The 14,510-nt window shown below is 72.4% G+C and carries 12 protein-coding genes and 1 rRNA gene; 8 read left to right on the forward strand and 5 right to left on the reverse strand.

Annotated features, from left to right (window positions below; genetic code table 11):
• Positions 1-81 (forward strand): 5S ribosomal RNA (rrf, locus tag ABZ312_RS31070); the annotation flags it as partial.
• A gap of 137 nt (positions 82-218) precedes the next feature.
• Here the strand turns inward: rrf and ABZ312_RS31075 are convergent.
• From ABZ312_RS31075 to ABZ312_RS31095, 5 genes are read right to left on the reverse strand one after another with little or no spacing between them, the layout of a single operon-like run.
• Positions 219-1,529, reverse strand: coding sequence for a DUF58 domain-containing protein (locus ABZ312_RS31075; RefSeq protein WP_500439224.1), 1,311 nt, complete (start codon positions 1,527-1,529; stop codon positions 219-221).
• An 18-nt stretch (positions 1,530-1,547) separates the two neighbouring features.
• On the reverse strand, positions 1,548-2,516 hold the full coding sequence (locus ABZ312_RS31080; RefSeq protein WP_500330132.1) for an AAA family ATPase: 969 nt from the start codon (positions 2,514-2,516) through the stop codon (positions 1,548-1,550).
• Positions 2,513-3,739 (reverse strand): DUF4350 domain-containing protein, encoded by a 1,227-nt coding sequence (locus ABZ312_RS31085; RefSeq protein WP_500330130.1) that lies wholly within the window; start codon positions 3,737-3,739, stop codon positions 2,513-2,515. The genes ABZ312_RS31080 and ABZ312_RS31085 overlap by 4 nt, the downstream gene beginning before the upstream one ends.
• Positions 3,736-4,398 (reverse strand): DUF4129 domain-containing protein, encoded by a 663-nt coding sequence (locus tag ABZ312_RS31090; protein WP_500330128.1) that lies wholly within the window; start codon positions 4,396-4,398, stop codon positions 3,736-3,738. The genes ABZ312_RS31085 and ABZ312_RS31090 overlap by 4 nt, the downstream gene beginning before the upstream one ends.
• Positions 4,398-5,651 (reverse strand): proline-rich domain-containing protein, encoded by a 1,254-nt coding sequence (locus ABZ312_RS31095; RefSeq protein ID WP_500439225.1) that lies wholly within the window; start codon positions 5,649-5,651, stop codon positions 4,398-4,400. The genes ABZ312_RS31090 and ABZ312_RS31095 overlap by 1 nt, the downstream gene beginning before the upstream one ends.
• 143 nt (positions 5,652-5,794) lie before the next feature.
• Between ABZ312_RS31095 and mtnA the strand changes: the two genes are divergently transcribed.
• The 7 genes from mtnA (at position 5,795) to ABZ312_RS31130 (ending at position 14,508) form a co-directional block, all read left to right on the forward strand.
• Positions 5,795-6,931: an S-methyl-5-thioribose-1-phosphate isomerase gene (gene mtnA / locus ABZ312_RS31100; protein ID WP_500330124.1), complete on the forward strand. Its 1,137-nt coding sequence runs from the start codon at positions 5,795-5,797 to the stop codon at positions 6,929-6,931.
• Positions 6,928-7,617, forward strand: a complete 690-nt coding sequence (gene mtrA / locus ABZ312_RS31105; RefSeq protein WP_078620260.1) for a two-component system response regulator MtrA — start codon at positions 6,928-6,930, stop codon at positions 7,615-7,617. Before mtnA ends, mtrA begins: the two co-directional genes overlap by 4 nt.
• 28 nt (positions 7,618-7,645) lie before the next feature.
• Positions 7,646-9,592 (forward strand): MtrAB system histidine kinase MtrB, encoded by a 1,947-nt coding sequence (gene mtrB / locus ABZ312_RS31110; protein ID WP_500330140.1) that lies wholly within the window; start codon positions 7,646-7,648, stop codon positions 9,590-9,592.
• Positions 9,592-11,418: an LpqB family beta-propeller domain-containing protein gene (locus ABZ312_RS31115; RefSeq protein ID WP_500439226.1), complete on the forward strand. Its 1,827-nt coding sequence runs from the start codon at positions 9,592-9,594 to the stop codon at positions 11,416-11,418. Before mtrB ends, ABZ312_RS31115 begins: the two co-directional genes overlap by 1 nt.
• A gap of 201 nt (positions 11,419-11,619) precedes the next feature.
• Positions 11,620-12,432 (forward strand): ComF family protein, encoded by an 813-nt coding sequence (locus ABZ312_RS31120; protein ID WP_500330121.1) that lies wholly within the window; start codon positions 11,620-11,622, stop codon positions 12,430-12,432.
• 467 nt (positions 12,433-12,899) lie between these two features.
• Complete coding sequence (gene hpf, locus ABZ312_RS31125; RefSeq protein ID WP_500330120.1) at positions 12,900-13,583, forward strand: ribosome hibernation-promoting factor, HPF/YfiA family; 684 nt, start codon at positions 12,900-12,902, stop codon at positions 13,581-13,583.
• A 172-nt stretch (positions 13,584-13,755) separates the two neighbouring features.
• Positions 13,756-14,508 (forward strand): response regulator, encoded by a 753-nt coding sequence (locus tag ABZ312_RS31130; RefSeq protein WP_500330119.1) that lies wholly within the window; start codon positions 13,756-13,758, stop codon positions 14,506-14,508.
• Positions 14,509-14,510 lie beyond the last annotated feature (2 nt).

Below are 14,510 nucleotides of genomic sequence, written 5' to 3' on the forward strand. Positions count from 1 at the left end.
ATTCCGAACCCGGAAGCTAAGCCTTTCAGCGCCGATGGTACTGCAGGGGGGACCCTGTGGGAGAGTAGGACGCCGCCGAACAAATTTTGAGCCCCAGCCCCTGAGTTTCGACTCGGGGGCTGGGGCTTTTCTGCGTTGTCCCGCAATACGCAGAGCCGGCCGTAGGCAGGAGGGGGCAGCTGTTCCCTCCTGCCTACAGAGCCCTTCGTCTTCGTCTCCTACAGTCGGCCGGCGGCCTTGAGGGCGAGGTAGGCGTCCGCCAGCGCCGGTGCGATGTCGGAGGGCGGGGCGTCGACGACGGTGATGTTGTGCCGGGAAAGGCGCTGGGCGACGCGGCGGCGTTCAGCTCGTGCCTGTTCGGCGGCCGCAGCCGCGTACACGGCGTCGACGCTGTGACGGCCCTGCGCCATCTCTTCGATGCGGGGGTCCGCCACGGAGGCGATGAGGACCTCGTGGCGGTGGGTGAGCTGGGGAAGGACGGGCAGCAGGCCCTCTTCCATCGGGGCGGCGTCGAGTCCGGTGAGGAACACGACGAGCGAGCGCTGTGTGGCTCGTTGGAGGACCGTGGCGACCAGACCGCGGGCGTCGGATTCGACGAGTTCTGCCTCGAGCGGTGCCATGGCGTTGACCAGGGCGGGGAGCATGTCCCGGGCCGCACGGCCCTGGACGGAGGCACGTACGCGGCGGTCGTAGGCCAGCAGGTCGACGCGGTCGCCGGCACGGCCCGCGAGGACGGCGAGCAGCAGGGCGGCGTCCATGGCGGCGTCGAGCCGAGGGGCGTCGCCGACGCGGCCGGCGGCTGTGCGGCCGGTGTCGAGGACGATGAGGATGTGGCGGTCGCGTTCGGGGCGCCAGGTGCGGACGGCGACGGTGGCCCGGCGTGCGGTGGCCCGCCAGTCGATGGAGCGGGTGTCGTCGCCTGGGATGTACTCGCGGAGCGAGTCGAACTCGGTGCCCTGGCCCCGGATGAGCGCGGAGGTGCGTCCGTCGAGCTCTCGGAGGCGGGCCAGGCGCGACGGCAGGTGTTTGCGGCTGTGGAAGGGCGGGAGGACCCGGACCGTCCAGGGGACACGGTGGGAACCCTGCCGGGCGGCCAGGCCGAGGGGTCCGTAGGAGCGGACGGTGACGCGTTCGGGGTGCCGGTCGCCGCGGCGGGTGGGGTGCAGGGTGGTGGTGACGCGGCGGCGTTCGGCTGACGGGATGATCAGCCGGTGACGCGACGCGGCCACCTCGGTACCCGGGTACCAGCTGCTGGGCGGCCAGGCGTCGCGGAGATCGGCGCGCAGCGGGCGCCGGCTGGGGTTGGTCACGGTGAGCACGACCTCCGCCGTTTCGCCGAGTCGAACTGATGTGTCACCGGATCGGGTGAAATGGAGCTTTCGTACTGGCGCGGCGAGCGCAAGGTCGCACAGAATTCCGAACAGAAGGATGCCTTCGACGAGCAGGATGCCGCTCCAGCCGGGGAGCAGCAGACCGACGGCGAGGGCGCCGAGGGCGGCCAGCAGGGCGGTGCGTCCGGTGAGTGCCATGGTCGGTCGTCGCCCGTCTCAGCGCGGTACGGGGACGCGGGCGAGGACCGAGGTGATGACCGAGTCGGGTGTGGTGCCTTCCATCTCGGCTTCGGGCCGCAGCTGGATGCGGTGCCGGAGCGTGGGGAGGGCGAGGGCCTTGACGTCGTCGGGGATGACGTAGTCGCGGCCGGTGAGCCAGGCCCAGGCGCGGGCGGTGGCGAGCAGGGCGGTGGCTCCCCGGGGGGAGACACCGAGCGTCAGAGAGGGGGATTCACGGGTGGCTCGGCAGATATCGACGATGTAGGCCGTGATGTCGGCGGAGACCGACGTCTTGGCGACGGCGTCCCGGGCGGCGTCGAGGTCGGCGGGGCCGGCGACCGGCCGCAAACCGGCGGAGTCCAGGTCCCGGGGGTTGAAGCCGTCGGCGTGGCGGGTGAGCACGTCGATCTCGGTCTCGCGGGACGGCAGCGGGAGGATCAACTTCAAGAGGAAGCGGTCCAGCTGGGCCTCGGGGAGCGGGTAGGTGCCCTCGTACTCGACGGGGTTCTGCGTCGCGGCGACGAGGAACGGTTCGGGTAGCGGCCTGGGGATGCCGTCGACGGAGACCTGGCGCTCCTCCATGGCCTCCAGGAGGGATGCCTGGGTCTTGGGCGGGGTGCGGTTGATCTCGTCGGCGAGCAGCAGGTTGGTGAAGACAGGGCCTGCCTGGAAGGAGAACTCGGCTGTGCGGGCGTCGTAGACGAGGGAGCCGGTGATGTCGCCGGGCATCAGGTCGGGGGTGAACTGGACCCGCTTGGTCTCCAGTTGGAGGGAAGCAGCCAGGGCGCGCACGAGGAGGGTCTTGGCGACTCCGGGCACGCCTTCCAGGAGGACGTGACCCCGGCAGAGCAGGGCCACGACCAGGCCGGTGACGGCCGGGTCCTGGCCGACGACGGCCTTGGCGATTTCGGTGCGCAGGGCCTCCAGGGAGGCACGGGCGCTGTCGGCGGTCGGGGCGGCGCTCACGGGGTTGCTTTCCTCTCGTTGAGAAGGACGCGGCGTTCCAGTGCGTCGAGGTCGTCGGCGAGACGCAGCAGGGCCGCGTCATCGGGGGGAGGCGGACCGTGGAGCAGGCTGTGCGGGTCGACGGAGGGGTCGTCGAGCCGGGCGGCCACCGCGGTGGCCAGGGCGGCCGGGTCGTGGGCCTGGGACGGAGGGATGCCGACCAGCGGGGCCAGCCGGTCGCGTGCGGCGGTGCGCAGCACCTCCGCGGCCCGGCCACGGGCACGGCCGTGGCGGTAGAGGCGGGCACGTCCCTCGGTGGCCTCCGCCGCGCGGACGGTGGCGGGCAGCCGCTCGGCGACGACGGGCCCGAGGCGGTGGGCGCGCCAGAGGGCCGCGAAGGCGGCGGCGATGAACAACTGCAGGACTGCCCAGTTCCAGCCGTCGGGGATGAGGTCGAGGAAGCTTTGCTGTCCGCCGCCGAAGGCGGAGGCGTCGGTGAGCGAGGGGAGGTACCAGACGAGCTTCGGGTGGGCGCCGAGGATCTGCATGGCGAGCGAGGCGTTGCCCTGCTCGGCGAGGTTCTCGTTCTGCAGGAGGGTGTGGGTACCGAGGACGACGGTGTCGCCGCCGTTGGCCGCGGGCAGCCGCAGCAGGGTGAAGTCGCCCCGGGCATCGGGGTAGCAGTGGTCGGCGCCCCGCGAGGACGTCGCATACCCGCTGCCGCCCATTTCGGCGGAGCCGGCGGTGCGGGCGGCGGCCAGGTCGCACCCGGGCTCGAGGACGTGGACGGGGACGGGCCCCGTGTAGCGGACGCCCGGGGCGAGCCGTCCGATGGAGGGCTCGCTGGGGGAGAGGAGGACGACACGGCCGCCCGCGCGCTCCATCGCGCCATGTACCACGTCCTGCTGACGCTTCGTCAACAGGTCGGGCACGGTGACGAGGACGGTGGTGTCAGGTCCGGCGGCGGCCAGGGCCTCGTCGGTGGTGGTGACGACCGTGGTGGTCACACCTTGGTCGTGGAGGAGTTGAGCGACGGCCCGGCTGCCGGACGGGTCGGGAGAACGGGGGTCGAGTGCGTCATGGTTCTCACCGGAGCGCGCGGCGGCGTACAGGATGCCGAAGACGATCAGGACGAGGAACGCCACGAGCAGGGTGCGCGAGCGCGTCCACAGCTGGCCCGCGGTCGGGGAGGCCGACGTGGTGGCCGGGGTGGCTGCCTGTGGCGGAGACAGGGTGTCGGTCACGGGCGGGAACCTCCGGCGGCCGCGCCGCTGTCGGCCAACCGGGGCTTGGTGCTCTGTATTTCGATATCGAGTACGCGCAGGGCCGCGTAGGCGACAGGGGTGCCCGGGCGGTCCCCGTAGGTGACGTCGTCGAAGGTGCGGGCGGCGTCCGCGAGGCGGGCGGCGTGGCCGGGGAGGGGACGGCCCGCCTCGGCGGCCGCCTCGTCCGCGGTCCGGCCGGGGCGCGGGTCGAGCAGGGCCCGTTCCTCCAGGGAGCGCACGATCGCGCGCATCCGTTCCTGGACGGCCTCGCTCCACCGGCCGTGGTGCGCGTGTTCCTCGGCGGCGGCCCGGTGCTCGGCTGCGGTCCGGGGGGCGTCGGCGAACAGCCCGGTGCCGGTGGTGGGTTGCGCGCGCAGCCTGCCGAGCCGCAGGCGCAGGGCGACGACCAGCAGCACGACCACGACGATGATCGCCACCACGCCGACGGTGCCTCCGGGGGTGACCCCGGAGGCGGCTTCCATCAGGTGGGAGACCTTCTCCCAGAGCCAGTTCAGGGCGCGTTCGAACAGGCTCGGGTCGTCGCGGTGGTAGATGCCCTTGGACAGCTCGTCCTCGGCGGCCTCTCGGGCGGGGCCGCGGGGAATGGTGACCGGTACGTCCTCCCCCGACACCGGCATCAGCCCCCGGTGGCTGAGCTGTTGCCGGGTGCGCCGCTCCCGCCGAGGGCGTCGGCATAGCCGGGGACACCCGCGGCGCGGGCCAGTTCGATGTCGAGGGCCTCGCGACGGATCCGCTGATCCATGTAGAGCAGGGCGGTAACGCCGGCGTTGATGGGGAAGGTGATGGTGGATCCGATGACGGCGCCGATCCCGATGACGATCAGGTACGTCCAGCCGAGGTTCGCCTGGTCGCCCGACGCGAAGGACGACAGGCCGTCGCTTCCGGTGAAGATGCCCGCCAGCACGAAGGGAATCTGGATGATCGACGAGACGATGTAGACGAGGATCATGGTGAGCAACTGGATGCCCAGAATGCGCCACCACGACCCGCGGACCAGCTTGGCCGACCGGGCCATGGACTTCAGGACACCCTGCTTCTCCAGCATGAGAGCGGGTGAGGAGAGGCTGAAGCGGATCATCAGCCAGACGATCACGCCGAGGGCGACCACGCCGCCGAGGAGGGCCAGGCCGACACCAGCGCCCGTGGCGCCGCCGGCCGCGACGAGGATCCCGGGGACGATGCCGACGGCCATGATCCCGGCGCCGATCAGGGTGAGCAGCAGCGTCAGCCCGAACAGGCGCGGCAGCTGGCGGCGGGCATCGGACCACGCCTCGGCCAGGGTCACCTCGCGGCCGAGGACGGCCCGGCTGACGACCATGGTGAGCATCGCCGTGGCGATCACCGTTCCGAGGAGGGTGGTGACCAGGGCGAGCCCCCCGGCGGCCAGCGTGCCGCCGACGGCGTTCATGACGTCGCTGAACGAGGGGTCGGTACGGCCTTCCAGGGAGTTGAGCGTCTCGCTGTCGTCGAGCATGAACCCCTGGAGCAGCAGCATGGCGCCCTGGGTCAGCAGCGAGACCGCGAAGGAGATGGTGAGCACGGTGCGCCAGTGCGCGCGCATCGTGGAAACCGCGCCGTCGAGGATCTCGCCGACGCCCAGCGGACGCAGCGGGATGACACCGGGCTTGGGGGACGGCGGGGCACCCCAGTGCGGCTGCTGCCAGCCGGAGGGCGCGGGGCTGCCCCACACCGGGCCGCTGGGCGGAGGCGGGGCGCCCCAGCCGCCTGCGGTCTTCCACTGGCCCGCGGGCGGCTGCTGCTCGGACCAGTTCTGCGGCGCAGCGTCCTGCGGCGCACCGGGGCCGTCGGTGCGGCCCGGTTCGCCGGAGGGGGAGGATCCGGGCGAGGCCCAGCCCGGAGAGTCGTTCATCGTCGCTCCTTCGCTACTGCGCTACCTACTCGTCCAACGGCGGGACGGTGGCCATCGTGCCATGGGCGAAGCGGGCTTGTACCTGCGGATGCGGAGTGCCGCAACCGTTCAAAACGTGCTGCCGTTCACGGCAGACTGAGCAGATGGGTGATCAGTACGTGGTAACTCTGGCCAATGATTCCAAGGGCAACCCTGACGAGCCCCTCCCGGCGCTGCGCTGGGAGGAGCCGCCGGAGGGCCCCGTCGTCGTCCTCCTCGACCAGACCCGGCTGCCCGCCGAGGAAGTGGAGCTGGTCTGCACCGACGTCCCCGCCCTTGTCGAGGCCATCCGCGGCCTCGCCGTGCGCGGCGCCCCGCTGCTCGGCATAGCCGGCGCGTACGGCATCGCCCTCGCCGCCGTCCGCGGCTACGACGTGGACGAGGCCGCCGAATCCCTCGCCCACGCCCGGCCCACCGCCGTCAACCTGGCCTACGGCGTCCGGCGGGCCCTGGCCGCCTACCGGGCCGCCCTCACCGGCACCGCCGGGGGCGACCCCGAACGCGCCGCCGCGGCGGCCCTGGCCGAGGCCCGCAGCCTGCACGCCGAGGACAAGGAGGCCAGCGCCGCCATGGCCCGCCACGGCCTCCAGCTGCTCGCCGAGCTCCTCCCCGGCGGCGGCTACCAAATCCTCACCCACTGCAACACCGGTGCCCTCGTCTCCGGCGGCGAGGGCACCGCGTTCGCCGTCGCACTCGCCGCCCACCGCCAGGGCCAGCTGCGCCGCCTGTGGGTCGACGAGACCCGCCCCCTGCTCCAGGGCGCCCGCCTCACCGCCTACGAGGCCGCCCGCTCCGGCATGGCGTACACCCTGCTCACCGACAACGCCGCAGGCTCACTCTTCGCCGCCGGCAACGTGCACGCCGTCCTCATCGGCGCCGACCGCATCGCCGCGGACGGCTCCGTCGCCAACAAGGTCGGCAGCTACCCACTCGCCGTGCTCGCCCGGTACCACAACGTGCCCTTCATCGTCGTCGCCCCCACCACCACCGTCGACCAGGGCACCGCCGACGGCCCGTCCATCGAGATCGAGCAGCGCCCCGGGCACGAGGTGACCGAATCGGCCGGAAACCCGGTGGCACCCCTCGGCACCCAGGCGTACAACCCTGCGTTCGACATCACACCCGCAGGTCTGATAACGGCAATAGTCACCGAAAACGGCGTGGTTTCGCCGGTCACACCCGATGCCCTGGCAGCTTTGTGCCCGTCTCGTGCTCCAGGTCACGATCAGGTAATGGGATGATGGTCGCTATGAAGGGACGCGTCCTGGTCGTCGACGACGACACCGCACTGGCAGAGATGCTTGGCATCGTGCTGCGCGGAGAAGGTTTTGAGCCGTCGTTCGTGGCCGACGGTGACAAGGCCCTCGCCGCATTCCGTGAGACCAAGCCTGATCTGGTCCTCCTCGACCTCATGCTCCCCGGACGGGACGGCATCGACGTATGCCGCCAGATCCGGGCCGAGTCCGGGGTCCCCATCGTCATGCTCACCGCGAAGAGCGACACGGTCGACGTCGTCGTGGGCCTGGAGTCCGGGGCCGACGACTACGTCATCAAGCCGTTCAAGCCCAAGGAGCTCGTCGCCCGCGTGCGGGCCCGGCTGCGCAGGGCCGAAGAGCCCACGCCGGAGCAGCTCACCATCGGTGACCTGGTCATCGACGTGGCCGGCCACTCGGTCAAGCGGGACGGCCAGCCCATCGCGCTGACCCCCCTCGAGTTCGACCTGCTGGTCGCGCTCGCCCGCAAGCCCTGGCAGGTCTTCACCCGCGAAGTGCTACTCGAGCAGGTCTGGGGCTACCGGCACGCCGCCGACACCCGCCTGGTCAACGTGCACGTCCAGCGGCTGCGCTCCAAGGTCGAGCGGGACCCCGAGCGCCCCGAGATCGTGGTGACCGTCCGCGGCGTCGGCTACAAGGCCGGACCGGGCTGACGTGGCCACCGCGTACGAGCGTGAGCGGATGGAGAGCCGGCACGCGGACCCCCTGACGGGTCTGCTGCCGGTGCTCCGCTCGTTCGTGCGCTGGGCCCGGCGGCCCCTCCAGCCCGCCGCCCGGCTCTGGCGCCGCAACATCCAGCTGCGCGTGGTCGCCACCACCCTGCTGATGTCCCTCGGCGTCGTCCTGCTCCTCGGCATCGTCGTCATCGGGCAGGTCAAGAACGGACTGCTCGACGCCAAGCGGCAGACCGCCCAGAGCCAGGCCGTCGGCGGCTTCGCCGTCGCCAAGGAGACGGCCCGCAGCGCCCCCGACACCGGCGGCGCCGGAACCGACAGCCAGCACAGCCCCGACACCGCGACCTGGCTCAACGACCTCGTCGACGGACTCGCCAGCAGCGGCCAGGGCGTCTACTCCGTCGTCGCCCTCAGCTCGGACACCTACAGCGCCAAGGCGGACAGCCCCGGCACCCACGCACCCCGCGGCTCCGGCGGCGTCTGGCCCGAGGAGAGCGTGCCCGCGGACCTGCGTCAGGCCCTCGACGAGCGGTCCGACGTCTTCGAGCGCTACATCTCGATGAAGAGCGACAGCGAGCCCGACGGCGAGCCCGCCCTCATCGTCGGCCAGCGCCTCAGCGACCCCAACGGCAACCCCTTCCAGCTGTACTACCTCTTCCCCTTCGACCAGGAGGAGAAGACCCTCGGCCTGGTCAAGGGCACCCTGGCCACCGCCGGGATCTTCGTCGTCGTGCTGCTCGGCGCCATCGCCTGGCTCGTCGTCCGGCAGGTCGTGACGCCCGTCCGCATGGCCGCCCGGATCTCCGAGCGGCTCGCCGCCGGACACCTCCAGGAACGCATGAAGGTCACCGGCGAGGACGACATCGCCCGCCTGGGAGAATCCTTCAACAAGATGGCGCAGACCCTCCAGGTCAAGATCCAGCAGTTGGAAGACCTGTCCCGGATGCAGCGCCGCTTCGTCTCGGACGTCTCCCACGAGCTGCGCACCCCGCTGACCACCGTCCGCATGGCCGCCGACGTCATCCACGAGGCACGCGAGGACTTCGACCCCGCCACCGCGCGCTCCGCCGAGCTGCTGCAGAACCAGCTCGACCGCTTCGAGTCGATGCTCTCCGACCTCCTGGAGATCAGCCGCTTCGACGCCGGCGCCGCCGCCCTGGAGGCCGAACCCGTCGACCTGCGCGACGTCGTGCGGCGCGTCGTGGACGGCGCCGAACCGCTCGCCGAGCGCAAGGGCAGCCGCATCGTCGTCCTCGGGGACGAGCAGCCCGTCACCGTCGAGGCCGACGCCCGCCGCGTCGAACGCGTCCTGCGCAACCTCGTCGTCAACGCCGTCGAACACGGCGAGGGCCAGGACGTCCACGTCCGCATGGCCTCCGCCGGAGGCGCCGTCGCCGTCGCCGTGCGCGACTACGGCGTCGGCCTCAAGCCCGGCGAGGCCACCCGCGTCTTCAACCGCTTCTGGCGCGCCGACCCCGCCCGCGCCCGCACCACCGGCGGCACCGGCCTCGGCCTGTCCATCGCCTTGGAGGACGCCCGCCTGCACGGCGGCTGGCTCCAGGCCTGGGGCGAGCCCGGCGGCGGCTCCCAGTTCCGGCTGACCCTGCCCCGTACCGGCGCCGACAGCCTGCGCGGATCACCGATCGCCCTCGAACCCGAGGACTCCCGCCGCAACCGCGACCTCGCCTCCGCGCTCTCCCACCGCGGCATGCCCGCAGGTGCCACCGCGCTGGACGCCGCCGCGTCCCCGGCCTCCGCGCACCACGGCTTCCCGGCACCGCGCTTCGCCGCGCCCGCCATCCCCTCGATGCCGCTCAGCCCACCACGTCCCCCGGCCGCCGACCCCGCGGCCCTGCCCGGCAACGGCGCACGGGTCGTCGGGCACCGCGCGGGCAGCGGGACGGTCACCCACCCCACGACGACAGCAGACCAGGCGCGGGAGGACGAGGACTGATGCGTGCGAAGGGGGGCGGCCTTCCGAGGCCGGCCGCTGCGGGCGTGCTCCTGTGCGGACTGGTGCTGCTCACGGGCTGCGCCTCCATGCCCAGCAGCGGTGAGGTGCACAAAGTCGGCGGCGGCGAGAAGCACGCCGACACCGACGCCCAGGTCCGGGTCTTCGGCGTCAAACCGCAAGGCGGCGAGAACCCCCGCGACATCGTCAACGGCTTCCTCGAAGCCACCACGAGCGACGAGGCCGACTACGCCACCGCCAAGCTCTACATGACCAAGGACCAGGCCAAGCGCTGGAAACCCGAGTCCGGGATCACCATCCTCGCCGGCGGACCCTCCCAGGTGCAGGAACCCGGCGCGATAGCCGACGGCAAGGACGGCGGCAGCACCCAGATCACCCTCACCGGCGACAGGGTCGCCACCGTCGACGGACGGCACGCCTACCGCGCCGAGGACGGCTCCTTCAGCACCGGCATACGCCTGACCAAGGAGAAGGGCGAATGGCGCATCGCCGGCGTCGGTGACGGCCTGGTGCTCAGCGAGGCCGACTTCCAGCGCTTCTACCGCTCCGTCGACACCTTCTACTTCGCCTCCCCCGGGCCGGGCCCCGAGGAGGCCGCCGCCGGCCGGAACGCCCTCGTCGCCGACCCGATCTACCTGCGCAAGCGCATCAACGCGCTCAGCACCACCGTCAACGCCCTGCTCGCCGGACCCACCGACTGGCTGGAACCGGTCGTCGTCTCGGCGTTCCCCACGGGCATCCGGGCCACCAAGGTCGAGATCGAGGACTCCCAGCGCGTGACGGTGACGCTCAACCGGTCCCCCGGTGGCGACGGTGCCCGGTGCGAACGGATGGCCGCCCAGCTGATCGAGACCGTCCAGGGCATGTCCTCCACACCCGTGCCCTCGGTCGAACTCCAGGGCCCGGACGGCCGCAGCCTGTGCTCGCTCCGGCGCGACGACGCCGGAGCGTACGCCCCGGGCAAGCTCGTGGGGGAAAGCCGGGAGCAGTACTTCATCGACGCGGACCACCACCTCGTCAGCCTCAGCGGCGCGGACACCCAGCCCACCGCAGTGGCGGGCCCCCTCGGCACCGGCCCGTTCAAGATGGGCTCCGCCGCCGTGCGGCGCGACGAGCAGTACGCCGCCGCCCTCAGCGAGGACGGGGCGAGCCTCTACGTGACCGGGCTGAGCGCCGACGCCCAGCTCGGCCCCGTCGTCCTGCGCAGCCAGGCCACCGACCCGAAGAACCGCCTCACCACGCCCAGCTGGGACGGCTACGGCGACCTCTGGATCGCCGACCGCAACCCGAAGCAGCCGCAACTGCTGATGCTGCGCGACGGCGCCGGCACCCCCGTGCCCGTCGCCGTGCCGGAACTCGGCGACGGGCGCATCGAATCGCTACGGGTCGCGGCCGACGGCGTGCGCATCGCCCTGCTGGTCCGTGACGGCGGCCACACCACACTGCGGCTCGGACGGATCGAGCGCACCGGGACCGCCGACGACCCGCGGATCACGGTGGCGGAGCTGCGCAGCGTCGCGCCGCAGCTCGAAGACGTCAAGGCGGCGTCCTGGGCCGGGGTCAGCCGGGTGGTCGTCGTGGGACGCGAGGCCGGGGGAGTGCCGCAGATCCAGTACGTGGACGCGGACGGCTCGGGCGCGTCCACGCCGAGCCTGCCGGGCATCAGCGGCGTGACGTCGGTCGCGGCCTCGGAGCGCCAGGACAAGCCGCTGCTCGCGGAGCTCGACGGCGGGGTCTTCCGGCTACAGCCCGACTCCAACTGGAAGGAAGTCGCGCCCAAGGCCAGCTCGCCCGTCTACCCGGGCTGACCGGCCGGGGCGCCCTCCTCGGGCGTCTGCGTCGAGTGGTGATCGCGCGGTGATCGTGCGGCGGCGGAAGTTATCCACAGGCTGGGGACGGACCTGGTGGACATCGCCCTTTCCCGGGATCGTTGACTCATGCGGGGAGCACGGGCAGCACGGGGGCGGCAGGGGCGCGGGGGACGGCGGAGCCTGTGGGGGGCCCGTGGGATGCGGTCATGGTGGCGGGAGATCTCGGGGCTGCTGCTGCCGGCCGAGTGCGCGGGGTGCGGGGCGCCGCGGACCGTGCTGTGCGACGAGTGCGGCGCAGCGCTGCACGAGCCAGGCGCCCGGCAGGTCTGGCCGGACGCGCCGCCCGATGGGCTGCCCGCCGTGTGGGCGGCGACCGTCTACGCCGACCAGCCGCGCGCGGTGCTGCTGGCACACAAGGAGCGCGGCGCGCTGGGGCTGGCCCGCCCGCTGGGCGAGGCCCTGGCAGGTGCGGTCTACGCCGCGGTGCGGGGAGGGGGTGGGGGAGGGGCCCCTGAGACGCGGCACCCGGAAGGCGCCCTCGCCCTCACCCCCGCACTCCCCCCGCTCCTCCTCGTCCCCGTCCCCTCCTCCCGCCGGGCCGTCGCGGTCCGCGGCCATGACGCGACCCGCCGCCTCGCCCTCGCCGCCGCCGCGGACCTGCGGCGCGACGGGCTGTCCGTCCGGGTGGCCGCGGTGCTGCGGCAGCGGCGTGCGGTGGCCGACCAGTCGGGCCTCGGCGCCCGCGACCGGCCCGCGAACCTCTCCGGCGCCCTGACGGCCGTGCGCGGTGCCGGCCGCCTCCTGGGGACCGTGCCCGTGGTGCTCGTGGACGACCTGATGACCACGGGCGCCTCGCTCGCCTCTGCGGCCCAGGCGGTCGAGGACGCCGGGGGCCGGGTCCTGGCCGCGGCCGTGGTCGGCGGCCCGGCGCCGCTACGCCACCCGGCGGGCGCTGCGGGCGCTGCGGGTGATCCGGGCGCGTCGGGCGCTCCGGGAGGCGGGGAAGGTTAGGTGCCCCGGGCGGCCCCGACGCGGAAGGCCGGGGTGGGCGGGACCCCTGCCACGGGCCGGGCAGACGGCCGGCCGGACGGCCGAACAGGTGGCCGAACGGGAAGCGGGATCCGAAGGTCAGAGCGGATCTCGCAGGTCGCACATGGGGCATTTCACCCGAAGGGAGGTATAGCGCTTCTGGGGGTGCCGACCCCGGGTCCGCGGGTCTATGTTCGGTGGTGAGGGGCGGCGGCGCCCGCTGTGGGCCGCCGTTTCACGGACCGCGGGATGTGGTTCACCCATAGTTCAGTGGGTGAATATCTGTCTCGCGGGGGAGGAGGAGGTGAGAGTCGCGGCTTCGCAGCCCGGGAGCCTCCGAGCGCGCGGAGCGGCAACGAACGTCGACGCCGGGCGGGACCTGGTGCCCGCCGGCCTCAGCGCAAGGGATCGTCCCGTGAGACCGAGGCGATCCGGGAACGGAGTTCTGCGTGGACATCGTCGTCAAGGGCCGCAAGACCGAGGTGCCCGACCGGTTCCGGAAGCACGTGAACGAGAAGCTGGAGAAGATCCAGAAGCTCGACGGCAAGGTGATGAGCCTCGAGGTCGAGGTGTCCAAGGAACCGAACCCCCGGCAGGCAGACCGTTCCGACCGGGTGGAGATCACGCTGCGCACCCGTGGCCCGGTGATCCGGGCCGAGGCCGCCGCGACCGATCCCTACGCGGCGCTCGACGTCGCGGCGAACAAGCTTGAGGCGCGGCTGCGCAAGGCGGCCGACAAGCGCCGGGTGCACCGCGGCGGCAGCCGTACACCCATGAGCGTGGCGGAGGCGACGGCCGGACTGGCCATGACCGAGTTCAACGGCACGCCGACCGGCGGGGAGACGTCCACAGGCGTGCCCACCACCAAGATCGGCGGCTGTCTCGAGGTCCAGGGTGAAGGACCCCTGGTGGTTCGCGAGAAGACGCACGCGGCAGCACCGATGACGCTCGACCAGGCCCTCTACGAGATGGAACTGATCGGGCACGACTTCTACCTGTTCATCGACTCCGACACGGAACAACCGAGTGTCGTCTACCGGCGGCACGGCTACGACTACGGCGTCATCCACCTCAAGGCGGACCCTTCCGTCGAGGATGCGCCGGCCGGCGCGGGCGGAGCGCTCAGCCGGTGAACTAGGGGTCAGGGGCGGCGCTCCCGGGCGGGAAAACGACCATCGCCTGGGGGCGCTGCCGTGCTCGGGCATGGAATCATGGCCGGACAGCCAATGCACGGGCCGCAGCGCCCGGTTGGCCTGGCACGGACAGTGCGACTACCACGGGCGCCGGCCCGAGGGGGAGGAACCGATGGCGGACAGCTTCGAGCCCGCGCCGGCCGTTGGCGCGGAGCCCGGTCCGGGCGCCGCGGGGGAGGCGGGCGTCGCCGGTGCGCCGCGCAAGGAGCCGATCAGGGTGCTCGTGGTGGACGACCACGCCTTGTTCCGCCGGGGGCTGGAGATCGTGCTCGCGCAGGAGGAGGACATCCAGGTCGTCGGCGAGGCGGGGGACGGCGCGGAGGCGATGGAGAAGGCCGCCGACCTGCTGCCGGACATCGTGCTGATGGACGTGCGGATGCCGAGGCGGGGGGGTATCGAGGCGTGCACCTCCATCAAGGAGGTGGCTCCCAGCGCGAAGATCATCATGCTGACGATGAGCGACGAGGAGGCGGACCTCTACGAGGCCATCAAGGCCGGGGCGACCGGTTACCTCCTCAAGGAGATCTCCACCGACGAGGTGGCCACCGCGATCCGCGCGGTGGCGGACGGGCAGTCGCAGATCAGTCCGTCGATGGCGTCGAAGCTGCTCACCGAGTTCAAGTCGATGATCCAGCGCACGGACGAGCGCCGGCTCGTGCCCGCCCCCCGGCTGACGGACCGTGAGCTGGAGGTGCTGAAGCTGGTCGCCACCGGCATGAACAACCGGGACATCGCCAAGGAGCTCTTCATCAGCGAGAACACGGTGAAGAACCACGTGCGGAACATCCTGGAGAAGCTGCAGTTGCACTCGCGGATGGAAGCGGTGGTGTACGCGATGCGGGAGAAGATCCTCGAGATCCGCTGAGT

Source organism: Streptomyces sp. NPDC006207, assembly GCF_040613835.1.
Classification (GTDB): domain Bacteria; phylum Actinomycetota; class Actinomycetes; order Streptomycetales; family Streptomycetaceae; genus Actinacidiphila.

What these genes read in the sequence shown, in the direction of transcription:
- mtrA (WP_078620260.1), top strand. Translation starts at nt 6,928, where the DNA reads ATGATGGTCGCTATGAAGGGACGCGTCCTGGTCGTCGACGACGACACC.
- mtrB (WP_500330140.1), top strand. Translation starts at nt 7,646, where the DNA reads ATGGAGAGCCGGCACGCGGACCCCCTGACGGGTCTGCTGCCGGTGCTC.
- mtnA (WP_500330124.1), top strand. Translation starts at nt 5,795, where the DNA reads ATGGGTGATCAGTACGTGGTAACTCTGGCCAATGATTCCAAGGGCAAC.
- ABZ312_RS31090 (WP_500330128.1), bottom strand. Translation starts at nt 4,398, where the DNA reads ATGCCGGTGTCGGGGGAGGACGTACCGGTCACCATTCCCCGCGGCCCC.
- ABZ312_RS31120 (WP_500330121.1), top strand. Translation starts at nt 11,620, where the DNA reads ATGCGGTCATGGTGGCGGGAGATCTCGGGGCTGCTGCTGCCGGCCGAG.
- ABZ312_RS31115 (WP_500439226.1), top strand. Translation starts at nt 9,592, where the DNA reads ATGCGTGCGAAGGGGGGCGGCCTTCCGAGGCCGGCCGCTGCGGGCGTG.
- ABZ312_RS31095 (WP_500439225.1), bottom strand. Translation starts at nt 5,651, where the DNA reads ATGAACGACTCTCCGGGCTGGGCCTCGCCCGGATCCTCCCCCTCCGGC.
- ABZ312_RS31075 (WP_500439224.1), bottom strand. Translation starts at nt 1,529, where the DNA reads ATGGCACTCACCGGACGCACCGCCCTGCTGGCCGCCCTCGGCGCCCTC.
- ABZ312_RS31130 (WP_500330119.1), top strand. Translation starts at nt 13,756, where the DNA reads ATGGCGGACAGCTTCGAGCCCGCGCCGGCCGTTGGCGCGGAGCCCGGT.